Source organism: Actinomadura sp. KC06 (assembly GCF_004348735.1).
Taxonomy (GTDB): domain Bacteria; phylum Actinomycetota; class Actinomycetes; order Streptosporangiales; family Streptosporangiaceae; genus Spirillospora.
Genome location: NZ_SMKT01000015.1, coordinates 1 through 18864 on the forward strand (window position 1 = coordinate 1; position 18864 = coordinate 18864).

Genomic DNA, 18864 nt, shown 5'->3' on the forward strand with positions numbered 1-18864 from the left:
CCCCCCATGCCCCCCGAGGAGCCCTCCGATGCCTGCCCACCTCCTGGACGACGATCCGCGCGCGGTCGGCCGCTATCGCCTCATCGGCCGCCTCGGCGAGGGCGGCCAGGGCGTCGTGTACCTCGGTGAGAGCCCGTCCGGAGAGCGCGTCGCCGTCAAGGTGCTCAAGACCGCCGACGCCGCGGCCCGCGGCCGTTTCGCACGCGAGATGCGGGCCGCGCAGCAGGTCGCGCCGTTCTGCACGGCCGCCGTCCTCGACTCGTCGGCGGACGGCGAGACGCCCTACGTCGTCAGCGAGTTCATCGACGGGCCGTCCCTCCAGCAGCGCGTCCTCGCCCGGGGTCCGCTGCGGGGCGGGGAGCTGCAGCGGCTCGCGGTGAACATGGCGAGCGCGCTGGCCGCGATCCACGGCGCGGGCATCGTCCACCGCGACCTCAAGCCCGCCAACGTCCTCCTCGGGCCGGACGGCCCGCGCGTCGTCGACTTCGGCATCGCCCGCGCCGTCGACGCCGAGACCCACACCCAGCTCGTCGGCACCCCCGCCTACTTCGCCCCCGAATGGCTGGAAGGGCACCCGCCGACGGACAGGTCGGACGTGTTCGCGTGGGCGGGCACCATCGTGTACGCGGCCACCGGGCGCCCGCCGTTCGGCCCGGCCACCAGCATCCCGGCCACCATGCACCGCATCGCCAACGGCGAGCCCGATCTCGCCGGGGTGCCGGAGGCGCTGCTCCCGCTGCTCACCGAATGCCTCGCCAAGGACCCGGCGCGCCGCCCCAGCGCCCGCGACCTGATGGTCCGCCTCGTCGACCCGTCCGCGAACACCGGCCCGGCCCTCGCGAACACGAGTCCTGGCGCCAGCGCGGACACCGGGCCCGGGGCCCCGCCGCGGCGCCGCAGGGGGCTCGCCGCCGGGCTGGCCGCGGGCGCGGCGGCCATCGCGATCGTCGCGGTCGCCGCAACGGTCGCCGTCCTGACGCACGGCCCGGACGACCCTTCCCCGGAAACCGGTCGGACCGGCACCGCCAAGGGGTCGGGGAACACGGCGCAGTCCACGCCGACGACCCAGGCGGGAGGCTCTGGCCCCGCCGCGCGGGTGCCCGCCGGATTCGGCGGCACCTGGACCGGCACGGTGACGCAGCGGGACGGGCTCACCCTGGGCGACAGCAGCACGCGAGTGACGATCAAGCTCACGGAAGGCGCGACGGACGGCACCTCCGACTACGACGACTGGGGCTGCCACGACACGCTGATCATCAAGCAGGCCTCCCCGACGCTCGCCGAGTTCCAGGAGACGCCCAAGAACGCGAACGGGAAGTTGGGGTTCTGCGTCGGCGGCACGCTGCTGCTCAGGAAGGTCGCGGACGGCCTGGAGTACACGTCCCCGGGCATCGGCACCACGAGCGGGATCCTGCGCCGCAGCGGCTGACGTCCGTGACGAACGGCACAGGCCCGCCCCGCTGATCACCGAATAGCATTCCAGAGGTCGACCCGATCTGAGGGAGCGAAGTTGAGCGTCGAGGCGGGCCCCGAGGCCCACCGGCGGGCCGCCGAGCTGTGGAACACGCTGTCGGGCGCGGAGCTGATCCAGGCCATGGCGGACGGCGAATTCCCCGAGATCTCCGACATCAACCAGCACATCGGGCAGGTCATCACCTCCGCCGAGCCGGGCCGGATCGTCATCTCCTGGACGCCGTCCGAGCAGCTCTGCAACCCCGGAGGGACCGTCCACGGCGGCTACATCGCCATGATCCTCGACAACGCGGTCTGCCTCGCGGCCACCAGCACCTGCGAGCACTTCATGCCGATGCTGACGCTGAACCTGAACGTCGACTACCTGCGCGCCGTCCGGACGGGCGAGACGTTCACGGTCACCGGGACGTGCGTGCACGCCGGCGGCACCCGCATGGTGTCCAACGCGGCGATCGCCGACGCGCGCGGGCGCACGCTGGCGCAGGCGTCCGCGAGCGTGATCCCGAACAAGGCCTTCGCGCGCTGACGGACCGCCCGGCCGGACGCCGGGCGCGGGAAGGCCCCGCGTCCGAGCGCATAGGCTGGGCGCATGGTTGATCCCGGCAACGTCGTCAACGTGATCAAACAGGCCCGCGACCGGCGGACGGCCCCGCTGATCCTCGAACTCGACCTCACCGAGGGCATCGTCGAGGTCGCGCCGTCCGACCCGATCTCCGCGATCCTGTCCATGCGCCGGACGAGCCTGCGGGACGTCCTGGACGGCCTGCGCCGCGCCCGCTCCGACACCCGCGTGCGCGCCCTCGTCGTGAAGGTCTCCGGCGGCATCGGGCTGGCGCTCGTCCAGGAGCTGCGCGAGGCCGTCCAGGCACTGCGGGACGCGGGCAAGCACACCGTCGCGTGGGCGGAGACGTTCGGTGAGGGCGGGCACGGAACCGTGCCGTTCTACCTGGCCACCGTCTTCGACAAGGTGTACCTGCAGCCCACCGGCCAGGTCGGGCTGACCGGCATCGCGATCGAGGAGCCGTTCCTCGCGGGCGCGCTGGAGAAGGCGGGCGTGCAGCCGAGGTTCGCCAAGCGGCACGAGTACAAGACCATGGCGAACACGTTCATGGAGAAGGCGTACACGCCGGAGCACGAGGAGTCGTCGCGCCGCCTGGTCGACTCGCTCGGGGAGCAGATCACCGCCGGGATCGCCGCCGGGCGCGGCCTGCCGGAGGACAAGGTCCGCGAGCTCACCGACCGCGGCCCCCTCCTCGCCGACGAGGCCCTGGAGGAGAACCTCGTCGACCGGCTCGGCTACCGCGACGAGGTGTACGCCGACCTGCGCGCGGAGTTCGGCGAGGAGGCGCAGCTGCGCTACGTCGCCCGCTACAACCGCGCGCACGGCCTGGCGAGCCGGCTCCCGCAGCCCGGCCGGCAGGACGCCGTCGCGCTGATCAACGGGCACGGCCCGATCCGGCTCGGCCGCAGCGGGCGCGGCGGCCCGCTCCCGAACTCCGGCCCCGCGATGGGCTCGGACACCATCGGCGCCGCGTTCCGCGCCGCCGTCAAGGACGACCGGATCAAGGCGATCGTGTTCCGCGTCAACAGCCCCGGCGGCTCCGCGGTCGCGTCCGACGCGATCTGGCGGGAGGTGGTGCTGGCCCGCCGCGCCGGCAAGCCCGTGATCGTGTCGATGGGCAACGTCGCGGCGTCCGGCGGCTACTACGTGGCGGCGGCCGCCGACACGATCGTCGCGCAGCCCGGCACCCTCACCGGCTCGATCGGCGTCGCCACCGGGAAGGCGCTGGTGAACGGGCTCCTCGACCGGATCGGCATCGGCCTCGGCAGCGTCGCGGTCGGCGAGCACTCCCGCATGTCCAGCGCCACGAAGGACTTCAGCGACTCCGAGTGGGAGCGCGTCAACGCGTCCCTCGACAAGATCTACGACGACTTCACCTCGCGGGTCGCCGAGGGGCGCGGGCTGTCCCGCGAGCGCGTCCACGAGGTGGCCAGGGGCCGCGTCTGGACGGGCGCCGACGCCAAGGAGCGCGGCCTCGTCGACGAGCTCGGCGGCATCGACCTCGCCCTCGACATGGCCCGCAAGAAGTCGGGCCTTGCCGCCGACGCCCCGATCCGCGTGTATCCGCACACGTCGCCGCTGGAGCGGCTCCGCCCGCCGGAGTCCAGCGAGGACCGCGCCGCCGCGTCCGCCCGCTTCGACGCCTGGGGCTCGCTCGGCGGCCTCGCCGCCCGGCTCGGCCTGCCCGCCGCCGGCCCGCTGACGCTCCCGGGCACCTGGGAGATCCGCTGACCGCCACGGCCGACTTCGTCGAGGCCGTCGCGGGCTTCGCCACGGGCGTGGCGGTGCTGACCGTCCGCGACGGCCGCGACGACCTCGGCACGACGGTGACCTCGTTCATGTCGGTGTCGCTCGAACCGCCGATGGTCGCCGCGGGCGTCGCGACGTCGTCGTACCTGACGGAGGTCCTGAAACGGCGGGACCGCTGGGCCGCGACCGTCCTGTCGTCCGGGCAGCGCGCCCTGGCAGGACGCTTCGCGGCGGAGGGCCGCCCGAGCGCTCGCATCCTCCTTGCGAGCGCCCCGCACCACCGCGGCACCCACTCGGACGCCCTCATCCCGGAAGCGGGCGTGTCCGCCCTCGAATGCGAGACCCGCCAGACCGTCGCCGCAGGCGACCACACCCTGTTCGTCGCCGAAGTCCTCGCCGCCGACTACATCGCCCGCGACGAGAACCCCCTGATCAGAGCCAACCGCCGCTACCTCACCTGAGCGCCGGCCCTCCAGACGGCGGCGGTCTGGGGGACGCCGGGGCGGTAGGCGAGGTGGATGTAAGACGGGGCGTCCAGGACGTGCACGTCCGCGCGGGCGCCGACGCCCAGGTGACCGACGTCCGTGCGGCGGAGGGCGCGGGCGCCGCCGGCGGTCGCGGACCAGACGGCCTCGGCGGGTGTCATGTGCATGTCCCGGACGGCGACGGCGATGCAGAACGCCATGCTGGAGCTGTAGCAGGAGCCGGGGTTGCAGTCGCAGGCGAGGGCGACGGTCGCGCCCGCGTCGAGGAGGCGGCGGGCGTCGGGGTAGGGCTGGCGGGTGGAGAACTCGACGCCCGGCAGGAGGGTCGCGACCGTCCGGGACGACGCCAGCGCGTCCACGTCGGCGTCACTGAGGAACGTGCAGTGGTCGGCGGACGCGGCGTCCACCTCGACGGCGACCTGCACGCCCGGGCCCTCGGTGAGCTGGTTCGCGTGCACGCGGGGGCGGAGGCCCGCCGCGACGCCCGCTTTCAGGATCTCGCGGGCCTGGTCGGCGTCGAAGGCGCCCTGCTCGCAGAAGACGTCCACCCAGCGGGCGTGCGGGGCGCAGACCGCCAGCATGTCCGTGGCGGCGAGGCGCGCGTAGCCCGCGGTGTCGCCCTTGTACTCGGTGGGGACGACGTGCGCCCCGAGGTAGGTGACCTCGTCGGCGAACTCCGCGGCGATGCGGACGGCGCGCTCCTCCTGCTCGACCGTCAGGCCGTACCCGGATTTGCATTCGACCGTCGTCGTGCCCTGGCGGGCCATCTCGCCGATGAGGCGGCGGACGTTGGCCCGGAGGTCGTCGTCGGACGCCACCCGGGTGCGTTCCACGGTCGTCCGGATGCCGCCGCCGTCGTACTTCTGGCCGCTCATCCGCGCGGCGAACTCCTCGGCGCGCTCACCGGCGAAGACGAGGTGCGCGTGGGAGTCGACGAAGCCGGGGAGGACGGCGCGTCCGGCGGCGTCGAAGGACTCGTCGGCGGCGGGGGCGCCGGACGCCGGGCCCGTCCACGCGATCCTGCCGTCCTCGATCACCAGCGCGGCATCGCGGAGGATGCCCAGGCCGGAGCCGGTGGCGGGGTCGTTGGTGACCAGTTCGCCGATGTTGGTGATGACTGTGGTGCCTGTGCCGGTGCTCATCTTCGGCAGGATCTCACGCATCGTCCGCGTCATTCCGGCTCGGGTGCGGTGACGGCGGCGATGGCCTCGTCGAGCGCGCCCGGGACGTCGTCGATCAGCAGGTGGCGCCCGTCGTGGACGATCTGCCGCCCGGACACCACCACATGCCGGACGTCGGCGGCCGTAGCGGCGAACACGGCCGCCTCGGCGGCGTAGTCGGCGGTGGCCCCGGCGGTGCGGACGGAGTCGAGCGCGACGGTGACGAGGTCCGCATACGCGCCGGGCTCCAGCCGTCCCGCCTCCGGCCAGCCGAGCCCGTAGTGTCCGTTGGACGTGGCCGCGGCGAGCAGTTCCCCGGCCGTCCAGTGGCCCCGGACGCGGGTGCGGAGACGCTCGTCCAGCTCGACCGCGCGGGCCTCCTCGAACAGGTCGACGACGGCGTGCTGGTCGGAGCCGAGGCAGACCGGCGAGCCCGCGTCCGCCAGGTCGCGGGCCGGGCCGATGCCGTCGGCGAGGTCCCGTTCGGTGGTCGGGCACATGCAGACGCCGGTCATCGTCGTCCCGAGGAGGCCGATGTCGTCGCCGGTGAGATGCGTCGCGTGGACGGCCGTGGTCAGCGCGCCCAGCGCCCCCGATTCGGCGAGCAGGCGGGTCGGGGTCATGTCGTAGGCGTCCAGGCACGCCTCGTTCTCGGCGGGCTGCTCGGACAGGTGGACGTGCAGCGGCGCACGGTGCTCCTTCGCCCACGACGCGACCGCGCTGAGCTGCTCGCGCGGCACGGCCCGGACGGAATGGATCGCGGCGCCGACACGGGCGTGGAGCCGTCCGGCCTTGCCGGTCTCCTCGTGCAGGCTGCCGACGCGGCGCGCCCAGTTGCCCGCGGTGCCGTCGCCGAAGCGCAGTTGCGGGCCCTTGAGCGGCTCGCCGATGCCGCCGGCGAGGTAGCAGGCGTCGAGGAGGGTGATCCGGATGCCCGCGTCCGCCGCGGCGGCGATCAGCGCCTCGCCCATCGCGTTCGGCTCGTCGTACGGGGCGCCGCCCGGACGGTGGTGCAGGTAGTGGAACTCGCCGACGCAGCTGATCCCGGCCAGGGCCATCTCCGCGTACACGGCGGCGGCGAGCGCGCGGTACGAATCGGGGTCGAGGCGGTCGGCGACCTTGTACATCGTGTCGCGCCACGTCCAGAAATTCCCGGAATGGGCCTGGACGCGGGAGCGGAGCGCCCGGTGGAAGGCGTGCGAGTGCGCGTTGGCCAGCCCCGGCAGCGTCAGGCCGGGCAGCCGCTGGGCGTTCTCCGGCGCGGGGACGCCGGGCGCGACGCGCGTGATCCGCTCGCCGTCGGCCTCGATGAGCACATCGGCCGCCACGCCGTCTCCGAGCCAGGCCAGTTGTGCATGCCACTGCATACCGAAATCCTTACCCGCACGCCCTGGCACTACAAGCAAGGTCGTCCAGTACCGCCGTGAGGGCCTCGACCCCGGCCAGGCAGTCCGCGGGTTCGGCGCACTCGGCGGGCGCGTGCGAGACCCCGGTCGGGTTGCGGACGAACAGCATCGCCGTCGGCAGCCGCGCCGAGAGGACGCCCGCGTCGTGCCCCGCACCGGTCGGCAGGACGGGAACGCCGCCCAGCGTCGCGCCGATCCGGTCACGCAGGGCGTGGTTGAAGTCGACGATCTCCGAATAGGACTCCTCGGCGAGATCGACGCTCACCCGATGCGGGCGAGCGGCGACCCGGGCCGCCTCGTCGATCTCCGCGACCGTCCGCCGGACGGCCTCGTCCCGCGGTCCCCGGGCGTCCAGCCAGCCGGTCACGGACGAGGCGATCGCGTTCACCCCGCCCGGCACGACCCGCACCTTCCCCACGGTCGCGACGGTTCCGTTGCGTTCGGCCGCCTCCCGCGCGGCGATGACCATGGCGGCGAAGGGCAGCATGGGGTCGCGCCGGTCGGGCAGCCCGGTCGTCCCGGCGTGGTTTCCCTCGCCGCCGAAGTCGAACCGCCACCGCCCGTGCGGGACGATCGCGCTCGCCACCCCGACCGGCTCCCGCAGCGCCCGCCCCTGCTCGACGTGCAGCTCGACCAGGCATCCGATGCGTCCGAGCAGGCCGTCGTCGGGGCCGATCGCCGCGGGGTCGAACCCGGCGTTGTGCATGACCTCGGCGAACGTGTGACCGTCCGCGTCGGTGAGGCCGCGGGCCCGCGCCGGGTCGATCGCCCCGGCCAGTAGCCGCGACCCCAGGCACGCGACCCCGAACCGCGCGCCCTCTTCCTCGGCGAACGCCGCGATCCCGATCGGGCGTCGCAGCGCGGTGCCCCGCTCGCGGAGCAGATCGACGGCGGCGAAGGCGGACACGATGCCGAGGGGCCCGTCGAACGCGCCGCCCCCCGGCACCGAGTCCAGGTGGCTCCCGGTCAGAACGGCATCGCCGCGCGAGCCGTCGGCCGGGAGCCACCAGGCGATCATGTTGCCGTTCGCGTCGTGCTCGACGTCCAGGTCGCGGCGGCGTGCCTCGTCCAGGAACCAGGCGCGGCATTCCAGCTCGGGCGGCGTCCACGCGAACCGGTGGTAGCCGCCGGTCGCCTCGTCCCGGCCGACCGGCAGCAGCGCCGCCCACATCTCCTCGAAGCTCATGCGCGCTCCCGGCGTCTCGGTTCGCTGGCGTTTCGTTCGCTCACGCTTGCATCGGGATGCGGACGCCCCGCTCGTCGGCGACCTCGGCGGCGCGCTCGTAGCCCGCGTCGACGTGCCGCATGACGCCCGTCCCCGGGTCGTTGGTCAGGACGCGCCGCAGCTTCTCGCCGGCGAGGGCCGTCCCGTCCGCGACGCAGACCTGGCCCGCGTGGATGGACCGGCCGATGCCGACGCCGCCGCCGTGGTGGATCGACACCCACGTCGCGCCGGACGAGGCGTTCAGCATCGCGTTCAGCAGCGGCCAGTCGGCGATCGCGTCCGATCCGTCCTTCATGCCCTCCGTCTCCCGGTACGGGCTGGCGACCGACCCGCAGTCGAGGTGGTCGCGGCCGAGCACGATCGGCGCGCTGATCTCGCCGCGCGCCACGAGGTCGTTGAACGCCTCGCCGGCCTTGTCGCGCTCGCCGTAGCCGAGCCAGCAGATCCGGGACGGCAGGCCCTGGAAGTGCACCTTCTCCTGCGCCATCCTGATCCACCTGGTCAGCGGCTCGTTGTCCGGGAACAGGTCGAGGATGGCCTGGTCGGTGCGGGCGATGTCCGCCGGGTCTCCGGACAGCGCCGCCCACCGGAACGGCCCCTTGCCCTCGCAGAACAGCGGGCGGATGTAGGCGGGCACGAACCCGGGGAACTCGAACGCACGCGTGTATCCGGCGAGCTGCGCCTCACCGCGGATGGAGTTCCCGTAGTCGAAGACCTCGGCGCCCTCGTCCTGGAACCCGACCATCGCCTCGACGTGCGCGGCCATCGACGTCCGGGCCCGGTCGATGAACGCGGCCGGGTCCTTGTCGCGCTCGGCGGCCATGTCCTCGAACGCGACGCCGCGCGGAAGGTAGGTCAGCGGGTCGTGCGCGCTGGTCTGGTCGGTGACGATGTCGATCGGCGCGCCCCGGCGCAGCAGCTCCGGGACGATGTCGGCGGCGTTCCCCAGCAGCGCGATCGACAGCGCGCGCCGCTCCGCCTTCGCCTCCTCCGCGAGCCGCAGCGCCTCGTCCAGGCTCGCGGCCCGGACGTCGCAGTACCGGTGCTGGACGCGCCGCTCGATCCGGGACGGGTCGCACTCGACGCAGATCGCGACGCCGCCGTTCATCGTCACGGCGAGCGGCTGCGCGCCGCCCATCCCGCCGAGCCCGGCCGTCAACGTGATCGTCCCTGCGAGCGAGCCGCCGAACCGCTTCTCCGCGACGGTCGCGAACGTCTCGTAGGTGCCCTGCAGGATGCCCTGCGTCCCGATGTAGATCCACGACCCGGCGGTCATCTGCCCGAACATCGTCAGCCCGAGCGACTCAAGGCGGCGGAACTCCTCCCACGTCCCCCACTGCGGCACGAGGTTGGAGTTCGCGATCAGCACGCGCGGGGCCCACTCGTGCGTCCGGAAGATCCCGACCGGCTTGCCGGACTGGACGAGCAGCGTCTCGTCCCCCTCAAGGTCGGACAGCGACCTGATGATGCCGTCGAACGCGTCCCAACTCCGGGCCGCCTTCCCGGATCCGCCGTAGACGACCAGCTCGTCCGGGTGCTCGGCGACCTCGGGGTCGAGATTGTTCTGGATCATGCGCAGGGCGGCCTCCTGCGGCCAGCCCTTGGCGGCGGTCAGCGACGTGCCGCGCGGCGCGCGGACGGGACGTGGACCTGACATCTTCGGCTCCTTCGTGAGAGCGGGTTCAGAAGAGCTTTGGTTCGGGAGCTTTCAGGTGGGCGGGCTCAGGAGTGCGGGTTCAGGCGAGCGGGCCGGTGACGGCTTCGGCGGCGGCGACCAGGGATCCGTCCCGGACCATCTCGGTCGCCGCGGCGATCTCGGGCGCGAGGTAGCGGTCCGGGCCGGGCGGCGGGACGGCCTCGCGCAGCTTCGCGACGACCGCACCGGTCGCCGGCCCGGGACGCAGCGGTGTGCGCAGGTCGAGGGCCCGCGCGGCGGTGAGTATCTCGATGGCGATGACCTGCGCGAGCCCTTCCACGGACCTGCGCAGCTTGCGGGCCGAGTTCCAGCCCATCGACACATGGTCTTCCTGCATGGCCGAACTCGGAATGGAGTCGGCGCTCGCGGGCGCGGCGCGCCGCTTCAGATCCGACACGATCGCGGCCTGCGTGTACTGCGCGATCATGTGCCCGGAGTCGACGCCGGGGTCGTCGGCGAGAAAGGCGGGCAGCCCGTAGGACCGCCCCTTGTCGAGCATGCGGTCGGTACGGCGCTCCGACATCGATGCGACGTCCGCCGCGGGGACGGCAAGGAAGTCGAGCACATAAGCAATGGGAGCCCCATGGAAATTGCCATTTGACTCGACCCGTCCATCGGGCAGAACGACGGGATTGTCAATGGCGGACGCGAGTTCCCTGCCCGCCACGAGTTCCGCATGTTCCAGCGTGTCGCGAGCGGCCCCGTTGACCTGCGGGGCGCATCGCAGCGAGTAGGCGTCCTGCACCCGCGTGCAGTCGGGACCGCGATGCGACTCCATGATCTCCGAGTCGCCCAGCAGCGCCCGCAGGTTCGCCGCCGACGCCGCCTGACCTGGATGCGGCCGCAGTTCCTGCAGGTCGGCGGCGAAGACGCGGTCGGTGCCGAGCAGCGCCTCGACGGTCATCGCGGCCGCCACGTCCGCCGCCGTGAGGAGATTCCGCAGGTCCTCGATGGCCAGGACGAGCATGCCGAGCATCCCGTCCGTCCCGTTGAGGAGGGCGAGCCCCTCCTTCGCGCCCAGCGTGACCGGCGCGATCCCGGCCTCCTCCAACGCCTGCGCGGCCGGCTTGAGCTCCCCGCCGCCGTCCCTGACGGACCCTTCACCGATCAACGCGAGCGCCACATGCGCGAGCGGCGCGAGATCCCCGGAACACCCGAGGCTCCCGTGCTCGAAGACCTGGGGCGTGATGCCGGCGTTCAGGAGCGCGGCGAGCGTCCGCGCCGTGACGGGTTGGACGCCGGTGCGTCCCGTGGCGAGCGTCCGGAGCCTGAGGAGCATCAGCGCCCGGACGACCTCCCGCTCGACCTCCGGCCCCGTCCCCGCCGCATGCGACCGGACGATGTTCAGCTGCAACTGCGCCCGCATCTCCGGAGGGATGTGCCGTGTGGCCAGCGCCCCGAACCCGGTGGAAACACCGTAAACAGGCGTGGGACGCGCGGACAGCTCCTCGATGTGCGTCCGCGACTCCCCGATCAGCTTCAGTGCCTCGTCCGTCAGCGTGACCTTGGCTCCGCCCCGCGCCACGGCCACCACCTGCGCGAAGCTGAGCGTTTCCGGCCCGACCCGGACGCCGTTGCCCCCCATGTCAAAGCTCATACCCACCATTCCAGCGCCCTCGTCCGCCCCGCACGAGGGCCTGCCCGGCGAAGGTGTCTCAGATACCAGACAGTGCCGCGCGGTCGCCCCCCCGCGCGGTCGCCTTCCGCCGCGAGGGCGGTAGCCGATGCCGATCGAGCGGCTCGATCCCCCGCCTTGAACGCGATAATAGAAGAGATTTTCACCATTGCATCCGAATTCCAATGAAATTAATCTTGGTGAAGTTTCGACGCGGCGATATGACGCGGCCGCGCCGACCGGAGGAAATGCCCTGGCCACCCCCTCACCAGGAAGTCCGCCCATGTTGCGTCCCAGGACCAAGGCGATCGCGATACTGAGCGTCGCCACTGCGCCACTCGCCTTGACCTTCGCGCCCGCATCCGCGGCGCCGGCACCTCCCGCCCCCGTGATCGAGATCGCGACCCTCAACGGCTCCGGATGTCCACCCGGAACCGTCAAGGTCGCCCCCGACCCGGACGGTTTCACCATCAAATACAGCGGCTACACGGCCAGTGTCGGCGGTGACGCCAAACCGACGGACTCCCGCAAGAACTGCCAAGTCAGTCTGAAGGTCACCGTCCCGGAGGGACTCACCTACGCGGTGGAAAAGGTGGATTTCCGCGGCACCGGCGGCATGGAGCCCACGACGACCGGTGTTCTCAAATCCAATTTCTACTTCGCGGGCCATCCGTCGACCAGCTCGATCACGAGAGAGATCCCGGGCCCTGTCGCAGGCGACTGGCAGCGCAACGAGAGGTGGGTCGAGCTCCTCTGGCCGCAGTGCGGCGAACAGCGGAATCTCAATCTCAACACCGAACTGCGCGTGACAGCCTCTGACAAATCCAAGGCCAATTTCTTGTCCATGAACTCCGACCTCGGCACGTCCTACCACTTCAATTGGAAGACCTGCCCCTGACGGAAAGCCCGCGGACGTGACCGGCCTCCGTCCCCGCCCGTGGAGCGGGGGCGGGCCGACCTGGTCGTCTCAGATACGAGACGATGGGTCCCATGTCCCAGGTACCGGCCGCCCGCCGAGCCCTGGCGGTCCTGCGCCTGCTGGCCGCCGCGGCCGGCCCCCTGCCCGCGTCCTCGATCGCCCGGTCCCTCGACCTGCCCCGGTCGAGCACCTACCACCTCCTGACCGCGATGGCCGAGGACGGCTTCGTCACCTACGTCCCCGAGGAGCGCCGCTGGGGCCTGGGCGTCGCGGCCTTCGAGATCGGATCCGCCTACCTCCGCCACGAACCCCTCGAACGCCTGGCCCGACCCCTCCTCCGCCGCCTGGTCGACCGCGTCGGCGAGATCGTCCAGCTCGGCATCTTGCACGGCCCGGAGACCCTCTACCTCCTCAAGGAGCAGCCCGCCCGGCACGCGACCCTCGTCACCGACGTGGGCGTCCGGATGCCCGCCCATCTCACCGCGAGCGGCCGCTCGATGCTCGCGCACCTGCCTCCCGCGCAGGTCCGCGCCCTGTTCACCGTCCCCGTCGCCACCCGCGCGGCCCCCTTCATCAGCCGCACCGGCCGCGGCCCCACGACCCTCACCGACCTCCGCCGCACCCTCGCCGAGGACGCCCGCCGGGGCTGGTCGGTGGAGGACGGCCACGTCACCGAGGGCTTCGCGAGCATCGCCGCCTGCGCCTTCGACCACACGGCCCACCCCACGGCCGCCATCACCATCACGTTCCGCCGCGAAGACCATCCTGAAGAGACGTGGCCTCCGCTGGCCGACCAGGCCAGGGCCACCGCCGCCATCCTCACCACCCGCCTGAACGGCCGTCCCCCGCTCCCCTGACCACCGGGGATTCCTGACGAAAGTCAGGGGCGGCGGGTGGCGTTCGGTCAGTGTGCCGGTCACGCCCGGCCGCTTAGGTTCAACCTCGCCATGTTGGACGGCGGGGCGGGAGAACCCGAGTGATCACTTTGCGGGGACTGACGAAACGGTACGGGGACAAGACCGCGGTGGACGGGCTGTCACTGGAGGTCGCGGCCGGAAAGGTGACCGGATTCCTCGGCCCGAACGGGGCGGGGAAATCCACCACGATGCGCATGATCGTGGGCCTGGATCGCCCGAGCGCGGGCGAGGCCCTGGTCGGCGGCCGCGCGTACGCGGGAATGGCGCGTCCCATACGTGAGGTCGGGGCGCTGCTGGACGCGGGCTCGGTCCATCCCGGCCGTTCGGCGCGGGCGCATCTGCTGGCGATGGCGCGCAGCAACGGAATTCCGCGTCCGCGCGTGGACCAGGTTCTGGGCCTCGTCGGATTGGAGTCCGTCGCCGGGCGGCGGGTCGGCTCGTATTCGCTGGGAATGCGTCAGCGCCTGGGAATAGCGGGCGCGTTGCTGGGCGATCCCGCCGTCCTGATGTTCGACGAACCGGTGAACGGCCTCGACCCGGACGGAGTGCTGTGGGTGCGGCGGCTCATGCGCGGGCTCGCCGCGGAGGGCCGCACGGTGTTCGTGTCGTCGCACCTGATGAGCGAGATGCAATTGACGGCGGACCAGCTGGTTGTTCTCGGCCGCGGACGCCTGCTCGCCGACGCGCCGATGGCGGAGGTGATCGCGAACGGTTCCGGCAACGCCGTCCGGGTGCGCAGCCCCCGTGCCGCCGAGCTCGCGGGACGGCTCGCCGCCGTCGGCGCCGAAGTACGCCATGCGGACGAGGGCGAACTGCGGGTCACCGGCCTCCCGATAGACCGGGTCGGGCTCATGGCATACGAGGCGGGCGTTCCCGTGCTCGAACTGAGCGCCGTCGAAGCGTCGCTGGAAGAGGCGTACATGGATCTGACCGGGGCGAGCGTCGAATACGGCACCGGAATGCCGGGAGCGGAGGCACTGCGATGACCACGAAAACGGGACCGATCGGCATCGAAATCGGAAGCGCCTCCGGCACCGTGTCCGGCGGGGGCATGCCGGGCGCGTTGGCGGCCGAATGGACGAAGCTGTGGACGATACGTTCCACGTACTGGGGCCTGGCCGGTGCGCACCTGCTGATGGCGGCGCTGTGCTTGATCATGGCGCAGGTGACGGTGTCGAACAACACCGATGAGCGCGTGCAGGAGCACCCCGGAGTGGTCTCGGTCAGCGACATCGCCACCGGTTCGATGGACATGGTCCAGTTCGTGATCCTGGCCCTGGCCATCCTGATGATCACGGGTGAGTACGCGACGGGAAGCATTCACGCGACGCTCCAGTGGGTCCCGCCACGGGGTCGAATGCTGTCGGCGAAGGCGGCCATTGCCACGGCGGTCATTTTCCCGTCCGGAGTTCTCCTCGGCTTGGTGGGCACGGCCGTCGCGTACCCCGTCCTCGGAAGATGGGGGCGCCTGGACGCCGGCGACGTCGTCCACGACGCGCTGATGACGGGCGTGTACCTGACGGCGCTGAGCGTCATGATTCTCGGCGTCGGGGCCATGCTCCGCAGCACCGCGGCGACGCTGACCACCGCGTTCCTCTTCATCATGGTGCTGCCGGTAATGCTGGCCAACAGCCGGTCCGAGCTGCTCATGGACGTCGCGAACGGCATGCCGAGCAGCGCGGGCCGGCACCTCCTGAAAGGCGACGGCCCCTATCCGGCGGCAGTCGCCGGAGCGATTCTCGCGGCGTGGACGGCCGCGGCTCTGTGGGGCGGAATCACCGTCCTGCGCCGCCGCGACGCCTGATTCCTCAAGCCGGGCACGAAGTGCGTTCGTTGGGCTGGAGACGCTGGCTGAGGATGACGCCCTCCCATCTGCCCAGGGCGCCGTCCCGCCTGATCCGCCCCGACTGGACGAAGCCCGCTCGTTCGTAGTAGCGGACGAGGCCCTGGTCTCCACCCGCCCAGCACCTGAGCCTGAGCAGGCTGATTCCCCTGTCGGCGGCTTCGGCGCGGGCATGGTCCAGCAACGCCTTGCCGACGCCGAGCCCGGCGCACCGCCGGTCGATGACGAGAGCCTCCAGAAAAAGCTCCGGCTCCTGGACGGAAGGAATGAATTCAGGGGCAGGCCCCAGCCGCATGGCCCCTACGACGGCGCCTTCGTTCTCGGCGACGCGCAGTTCCCCCGACTCGGCGTAACGCCGAACCCTTCCGATGAGCCTCGGACTCTCCGACCACGGTTCCGTGCCCCACTGCCCCGACCGGCCGGAGCCGGCGAGCCATTCGACCGCCCGGTCGTAAAGCGCGAGAACGGCTGGAACGTCCTCCAAGTCTCCTGTCCGGATACGCACCGCTGCCTCCGCCATCCCCATGATCGAGAGCCCTCGTCCTGACGTTAGCCGGACCTCAGAAGTCCTGACTATGAGTGCGGTCACAGACGGCGGCCGACGGGCCGGATCGCGATCCGGGCTTCACTTCCGGGTCAGGTAGTCGGTGAGGACGGGGGCCAGGACGTCGGCCGCGACGATGTGACCCTGGTCGGGGAGGACGAGGTGCCGTCCGTTCGGCATGGCGGCGGCGATCTGCTCGGCCGTCTCGATCATCCAGGAGTGGCTGTCGCCGCCGCACAGCACGAGCGTGGGGACGGTCACCTCGCGCGCCTGCTCGACCGGTGTGCGTCCGCCCCGGCTGTCCTCGCTCACCATCGCGAAGGGGTCGATGGGCAGGGTACGGGCGCTCGCCTGGGTTCCGGGGTTCTGGCTCATGAAGTCGATGAGCTGCTGCGGCATCCCCGTGGGCGTCAGGAAGGCCGCGATCGCGTCGGCGGGACGATCCTGTGCGAGGTGCTCCTTGATGGTGCGGAGCAGTGCCTGCGACCTTTCGGGTTCCTCTGGGTCGTCCTCAAGGAGGAAAGGCGGCTCGTGGAGGACGAGTCCGGTGATGGGCAGCCCGGACGCCGCCGCGTGCAGCGCGAGAGCCGCCCCGGACGAGTGGCCGTACACCGCCGCCTCGCCTCCGGCCTCCGCGATGAGCGCGCCCAGGTCGTCGATCTCCTGCTGGACGGTGTCCGGGGCCTTGTCGCCGCTGTCGCCCCGGCCTCTGCGGTCGTAGCAGAACACGGTGAAGTTCCGTCCGAGCTCCGCGGCGAGCGGGTCGGTCGCCATGCGGTCGCACAGGGCCCCGGCCACGAGGACGACCGGCGGGCCGTCGCCGGTCCGCTCGAACGCGATGGAGGTTCCGTCCGCTGAGATCGCTTTGTTCATGGTCGTCCTCTCATGATCGGGTCAGTCAGGCTATCGGTGCGGCGCCCCCTTCACGACGACGATCGCGCCCCCGGCGCAGGTGACGGCGCCGCCCGTGAAGCGCCGTTGTCGAGCAGGCGCATCTGCAGCAGCGCGGCCACGGCGGCGCACGCGACGGTGCCGAGGAGGCTGGCGGCGCCCAGCTCTCCGCGCACCGCGTACGAGGCGACCGAGGCGGTGAAGACGCCGGTGCTCATCGCGAGCGCGAAGCCCAGCGCAGGCGCGGCGGACGGGCCGGGCAGCGCCGCCGCGGCCAGCAGCAGCGCGCACAGGATCAGGTCCGGCACGAGGAACAGGTTGTCGCCGCGCCAGGAGTCGTGCAGGAACAGAAAGGCGAACGTGGTCACGCTGATGAGGACCGCGAACGCGCGGGCGAAGCCGATGAGGTTCATGGTCCCATCAGAGCGGGGACGCGCGTCCGGGCGCATCGGCCGGCGCGCCGCGACATCGCGGCCACCTGGAGGAGGGCGGGCTCCTGCTCGCGGCGGAGGCCCCCGGCGGGCGGCGATTCTAGGATGAGAGCATGTTCGCCGACCAGGTGGAGAGCCTGCTCTCACGCTGGTTCGTCCCGCTGCGTGCGGGCCTTGGCGCCGTCCTGGCGGCCGGCGATCTCGCGCTCATGCACCGTCCGGAGCACGGCGCCGACTGGACGCTGGTGCTGGCGGCGTTCGGAACCTACACCGCTGCCGTACGGCTTCCGATGCCGGCCGTCGCCGGGCTGGCGGTGCTGCTGGGTCTCGCCGAGGCCACGGGCTCGGCCATGGTGATGCCGGTGAAGGGCATGCTCGCGATCGCCCTGTTCGAGCTGGCGGTGCGCCGCCCGGCACGGGAGCTGCTCGCCGGAGCGGCGGCGTTCGCGCTGGCGGTCGGCTGCGGATGGATCGGCGACCCGCTCCGGACGGTCCCGCCCGCGCTGTTCCGGGTCGCGGTCTTCCTCACCGTCCTGCTGCTGGCGGGCGCCTACATCCGCTCCGCGCGGGCGGCCGCGCGGGCGGCGCGGGAGCGGGCCGCCGCCGAGACGCGCGCGGCCCGCACCACCGAGCGCACCGCGATCGCCCGCGAGCTGCACGACCTGGTGGCGCACCACGTCTCGTCGATGGTCCTGCGCGTCGGCGTGGCCCGGCACGTCCTCCCGGACGCCGGGCCCGAAGTCGGGGAGGTCCTGGACGACCTGCACGCCACCGGGACCGCGGCGCTCGACGATCTCGGCCGCCTGGTGGCGGTGCTGCGCGACCCGTCCACCGTGCACGGCGAGCCGCCGCAGGTGGAGCCGGCCGCGCTGCCGGCCGCGCTGGAACGCGTCGTCGAGCGGCGCCGGTCGGCGGGGCTGGCGGCCGAGGCGTCGATCGACCCGGCCGTGACCCGGCTGGCCCCGCACCAGGGCGTCACGATCCTGCGGCTGGTCCAGGAAGGACTCGCCAACGCCGCCAAGCACGCCGGGCCGCACGCCACCGTCCGCCTGTCCGTCCGGATCGACGGTGACGCCGCCCGCCTGGTCATCGACGACGACGGCCACGGCGCGCCGGGCGCTCCCGGCCACGGGCTCATCGGCATGCGCGAACGGGTGGACCTGCTCGGCGGCACCTTCGAGGCGGGTCCGACCGGATCCGGGTGGAGGCTGTCGGCCGAGCTCCCCCTGCCCGCGGCCGTACGCCCATGACCGATCGGGATGCCGCCGTGATCCGCGTTCTTGTCGCCGACGACCAGCGGCTCGTCCGGATGGGCCTGCGCATGCTCTGCGAGGCCGCCGACGACGTGCGGGTCGTCGCCGAGGCGGCCGACGGCCACGAGGCGGTGACCCTGACCGGACGGCTCGTCCCCGACGTGGTCCTCATGGACCTGCGCATGCCCGGCCTGGACGGCACCGCCGCCACCGAGCGCATCATCGCGGCCCGTCCGGCCGCCCGGGTGCTGGCGCTGACGACCTTCGGCGACGACGACCACCTGTACCCCGCGCTCGCCGCCGGAGCCTGCGGATTCCTCCTCAAGAGCGCACCCCCGGGCGACCTGCTCGACGCCGTGCGCCGGGCGGCGGCGGGCGGCACGCCGTTCAGCCAGGAGGTGCTCGGACGCCTGGTCGAGCGGGCGGTGAGCGTCCCGGCCGCGGCCGACCCCGGCGACCTGACTCCGCGCGAGCGGGAGGTGCTGGTGCTGGTCGCCGCCGGGCTGTCCAACCGGGAGATCGCCGCACGGCTGCACGTCGGGGTGACCACGGTGAAGACGCACGTGGCCGCGCTGCTGGCCAAGACCGGCTGCCCGAACCGGATCCGGCTGGCCGTGTTCGCCGTCCGCGCGGGCCTGGCGTCAGGCTGACATGCGGCGGGCCCGCTCCGTGACGACAGAGCGGGCCCGAGCGGA

18 protein-coding genes are annotated in these 18864 nt (G+C 72.5%); 10 read left to right on the forward strand and 8 right to left on the reverse strand.

Annotated elements, in window-relative coordinates; translation table 11 throughout:
* Positions 1 to 28 precede the first annotated feature (28 nt).
* From E1287_RS07610 to E1287_RS07625, 4 genes are all read left to right on the forward strand, one after another.
* Positions 29 to 1429, forward strand: coding sequence for a serine/threonine-protein kinase (locus tag E1287_RS07610; protein WP_131964130.1), 1401 nt, complete (start codon positions 29 to 31; stop codon positions 1427 to 1429).
* A gap of 81 nt (positions 1430 to 1510) precedes the next feature.
* Entirely contained in the window at positions 1511 to 1999 is a 489-nt protein-coding gene (locus E1287_RS07615) for a PaaI family thioesterase (protein WP_243718722.1), read from the forward strand.
* A gap of 63 nt (positions 2000 to 2062) precedes the next feature.
* The gene (gene sppA, locus E1287_RS07620) at positions 2063 to 3766 is read left to right on the forward strand and encodes a signal peptide peptidase SppA (RefSeq protein ID WP_131964131.1); all 1704 of its coding nucleotides are present in this window, start codon (positions 2063 to 2065) and stop codon (positions 3764 to 3766) included.
* Positions 3767 to 3813: 47 nt separating this feature from the next.
* Complete coding sequence (locus tag E1287_RS07625; RefSeq protein WP_243718724.1) at positions 3814 to 4245, forward strand: flavin reductase family protein; 432 nt, start codon at positions 3814 to 3816, stop codon at positions 4243 to 4245.
* Here the strand turns inward: E1287_RS07625 and hutI are convergent.
* The 5 genes from hutI to hutH all read right to left on the reverse strand — a co-directional run bounded on the left by hutI (position 4233) and on the right by hutH (position 11341).
* Positions 4233 to 5411: an imidazolonepropionase gene (gene hutI / locus E1287_RS07630; RefSeq protein ID WP_131964132.1), complete on the reverse strand. Its 1179-nt coding sequence runs from the start codon at positions 5409 to 5411 to the stop codon at positions 4233 to 4235. The two genes, E1287_RS07625 and hutI, sit on opposite strands and share 13 nt — an antisense overlap.
* Positions 5412 to 5440: 29 nt before the next feature.
* A complete protein-coding gene (locus E1287_RS07635; protein WP_131964133.1) occupies positions 5441 to 6796 on the reverse strand; it encodes a formimidoylglutamate deiminase in 1356 nt (451 codons plus the stop codon).
* A gap of 10 nt (positions 6797 to 6806) precedes the next feature.
* Positions 6807 to 8021, reverse strand: coding sequence for an allantoate amidohydrolase (locus E1287_RS07640; RefSeq protein ID WP_131964134.1), 1215 nt, complete (start codon positions 8019 to 8021; stop codon positions 6807 to 6809).
* A 40-nt stretch (positions 8022 to 8061) separates the two neighbouring features.
* Positions 8062 to 9717, reverse strand: a complete 1656-nt coding sequence (gene hutU, locus E1287_RS07645) for a urocanate hydratase (protein ID WP_131964135.1) — start codon at positions 9715 to 9717, stop codon at positions 8062 to 8064.
* A gap of 79 nt (positions 9718 to 9796) precedes the next feature.
* Positions 9797 to 11341: a histidine ammonia-lyase gene (hutH, locus tag E1287_RS07650; protein ID WP_131964195.1), complete on the reverse strand. Its 1545-nt coding sequence runs from the start codon at positions 11339 to 11341 to the stop codon at positions 9797 to 9799.
* A 313-nt stretch (positions 11342 to 11654) separates the two neighbouring features.
* On the opposite strand from hutH, the gene E1287_RS07655 reads away from it, so the two are divergent.
* From E1287_RS07655 to E1287_RS07670, 4 genes are all read left to right on the forward strand, one after another.
* Positions 11655 to 12269 (forward strand): DUF4360 domain-containing protein, encoded by a 615-nt coding sequence (locus E1287_RS07655; protein WP_131964136.1) that lies wholly within the window; start codon positions 11655 to 11657, stop codon positions 12267 to 12269.
* Between the two features lie 92 nt (positions 12270 to 12361).
* Entirely contained in the window at positions 12362 to 13147 is a 786-nt protein-coding gene (locus tag E1287_RS07660) for an IclR family transcriptional regulator (RefSeq protein ID WP_131964137.1), read from the forward strand.
* Between the two features lie 119 nt (positions 13148 to 13266).
* Complete coding sequence (locus E1287_RS07665; protein WP_131964138.1) at positions 13267 to 14193, forward strand: ATP-binding cassette domain-containing protein; 927 nt, start codon at positions 13267 to 13269, stop codon at positions 14191 to 14193.
* On the forward strand, positions 14190 to 15011 hold the full coding sequence (locus E1287_RS07670; RefSeq protein WP_131964139.1) for an ABC transporter permease: 822 nt from the start codon (positions 14190 to 14192) through the stop codon (positions 15009 to 15011). The genes E1287_RS07665 and E1287_RS07670 overlap by 4 nt, the downstream gene beginning before the upstream one ends.
* Positions 15012 to 15015: 4 nt before the next feature.
* Here the strand turns inward: E1287_RS07670 and E1287_RS07675 are convergent, their stop codons facing one another.
* The 3 genes from E1287_RS07675 to E1287_RS07685 all read right to left on the reverse strand — a co-directional run bounded on the left by E1287_RS07675 (position 15016) and on the right by E1287_RS07685 (position 16898).
* Positions 15016 to 15570 (reverse strand): GNAT family N-acetyltransferase, encoded by a 555-nt coding sequence (locus E1287_RS07675; protein ID WP_131964140.1) that lies wholly within the window; start codon positions 15568 to 15570, stop codon positions 15016 to 15018.
* Between the two features lie 105 nt (positions 15571 to 15675).
* Positions 15676 to 16467: an alpha/beta hydrolase gene (locus tag E1287_RS07680; protein WP_131964141.1), complete on the reverse strand. Its 792-nt coding sequence runs from the start codon at positions 16465 to 16467 to the stop codon at positions 15676 to 15678.
* A 50-nt stretch (positions 16468 to 16517) separates the two neighbouring features.
* A complete protein-coding gene (locus E1287_RS07685; RefSeq protein ID WP_131964142.1) occupies positions 16518 to 16898 on the reverse strand; it encodes a hypothetical protein in 381 nt (126 codons plus the stop codon).
* Between the two features lie 131 nt (positions 16899 to 17029).
* Here E1287_RS07685 and E1287_RS07690 point away from each other — a divergent pair, with 131 nt between their 5' ends.
* Together E1287_RS07690 and E1287_RS07695 are read left to right on the forward strand one after the other, a co-directional pair.
* Positions 17030 to 18166, forward strand: coding sequence for a histidine kinase (locus tag E1287_RS07690; RefSeq protein ID WP_207934071.1), 1137 nt, complete (start codon positions 17030 to 17032; stop codon positions 18164 to 18166).
* On the forward strand, positions 18163 to 18819 hold the full coding sequence (locus E1287_RS07695; RefSeq protein ID WP_243718726.1) for a response regulator transcription factor: 657 nt from the start codon (positions 18163 to 18165) through the stop codon (positions 18817 to 18819). Before E1287_RS07690 ends, E1287_RS07695 begins: the two co-directional genes overlap by 4 nt.
* The last annotated feature ends 45 nt before the right edge of the window (positions 18820 to 18864 follow it).

Bases quoted from the DNA above. Each gene is read 5' to 3' on its own strand.
- E1287_RS07610 (WP_131964130.1), top strand. From the start codon at position 29: ATGCCTGCCCACCTCCTGGACGACGATCCGCGCGCGGTCGGCCGCTAT.
- sppA (WP_131964131.1), top strand. From the start codon at position 2,063: ATGGTTGATCCCGGCAACGTCGTCAACGTGATCAAACAGGCCCGCGAC.
- hutI (WP_131964132.1), bottom strand. From the start codon at position 5,411: ATGAGCACCGGCACAGGCACCACAGTCATCACCAACATCGGCGAACTG.
- E1287_RS07635 (WP_131964133.1), bottom strand. From the start codon at position 6,796: ATGCAGTGGCATGCACAACTGGCCTGGCTCGGAGACGGCGTGGCGGCC.
- E1287_RS07640 (WP_131964134.1), bottom strand. From the start codon at position 8,021: ATGAGCTTCGAGGAGATGTGGGCGGCGCTGCTGCCGGTCGGCCGGGAC.
- hutU (WP_131964135.1), bottom strand. From the start codon at position 9,717: ATGTCAGGTCCACGTCCCGTCCGCGCGCCGCGCGGCACGTCGCTGACC.
- hutH (WP_131964195.1), bottom strand. From the start codon at position 11,341: ATGGGGGGCAACGGCGTCCGGGTCGGGCCGGAAACGCTCAGCTTCGCG.
- E1287_RS07655 (WP_131964136.1), top strand. From the start codon at position 11,655: ATGTTGCGTCCCAGGACCAAGGCGATCGCGATACTGAGCGTCGCCACT.
- E1287_RS07660 (WP_131964137.1), top strand. From the start codon at position 12,362: ATGTCCCAGGTACCGGCCGCCCGCCGAGCCCTGGCGGTCCTGCGCCTG.
- E1287_RS07670 (WP_131964139.1), top strand. From the start codon at position 14,190: ATGACCACGAAAACGGGACCGATCGGCATCGAAATCGGAAGCGCCTCC.
- E1287_RS07675 (WP_131964140.1), bottom strand. From the start codon at position 15,570: ATGGCGGAGGCAGCGGTGCGTATCCGGACAGGAGACTTGGAGGACGTT.
- E1287_RS07680 (WP_131964141.1), bottom strand. From the start codon at position 16,467: ATGAACAAAGCGATCTCAGCGGACGGAACCTCCATCGCGTTCGAGCGG.
- E1287_RS07685 (WP_131964142.1), bottom strand. From the start codon at position 16,898: ATGAACCTCATCGGCTTCGCCCGCGCGTTCGCGGTCCTCATCAGCGTG.
- E1287_RS07690 (WP_207934071.1), top strand. From the start codon at position 17,030: ATGTTCGCCGACCAGGTGGAGAGCCTGCTCTCACGCTGGTTCGTCCCG.
- E1287_RS07695 (WP_243718726.1), top strand. From the start codon at position 18,163: ATGACCGATCGGGATGCCGCCGTGATCCGCGTTCTTGTCGCCGACGAC.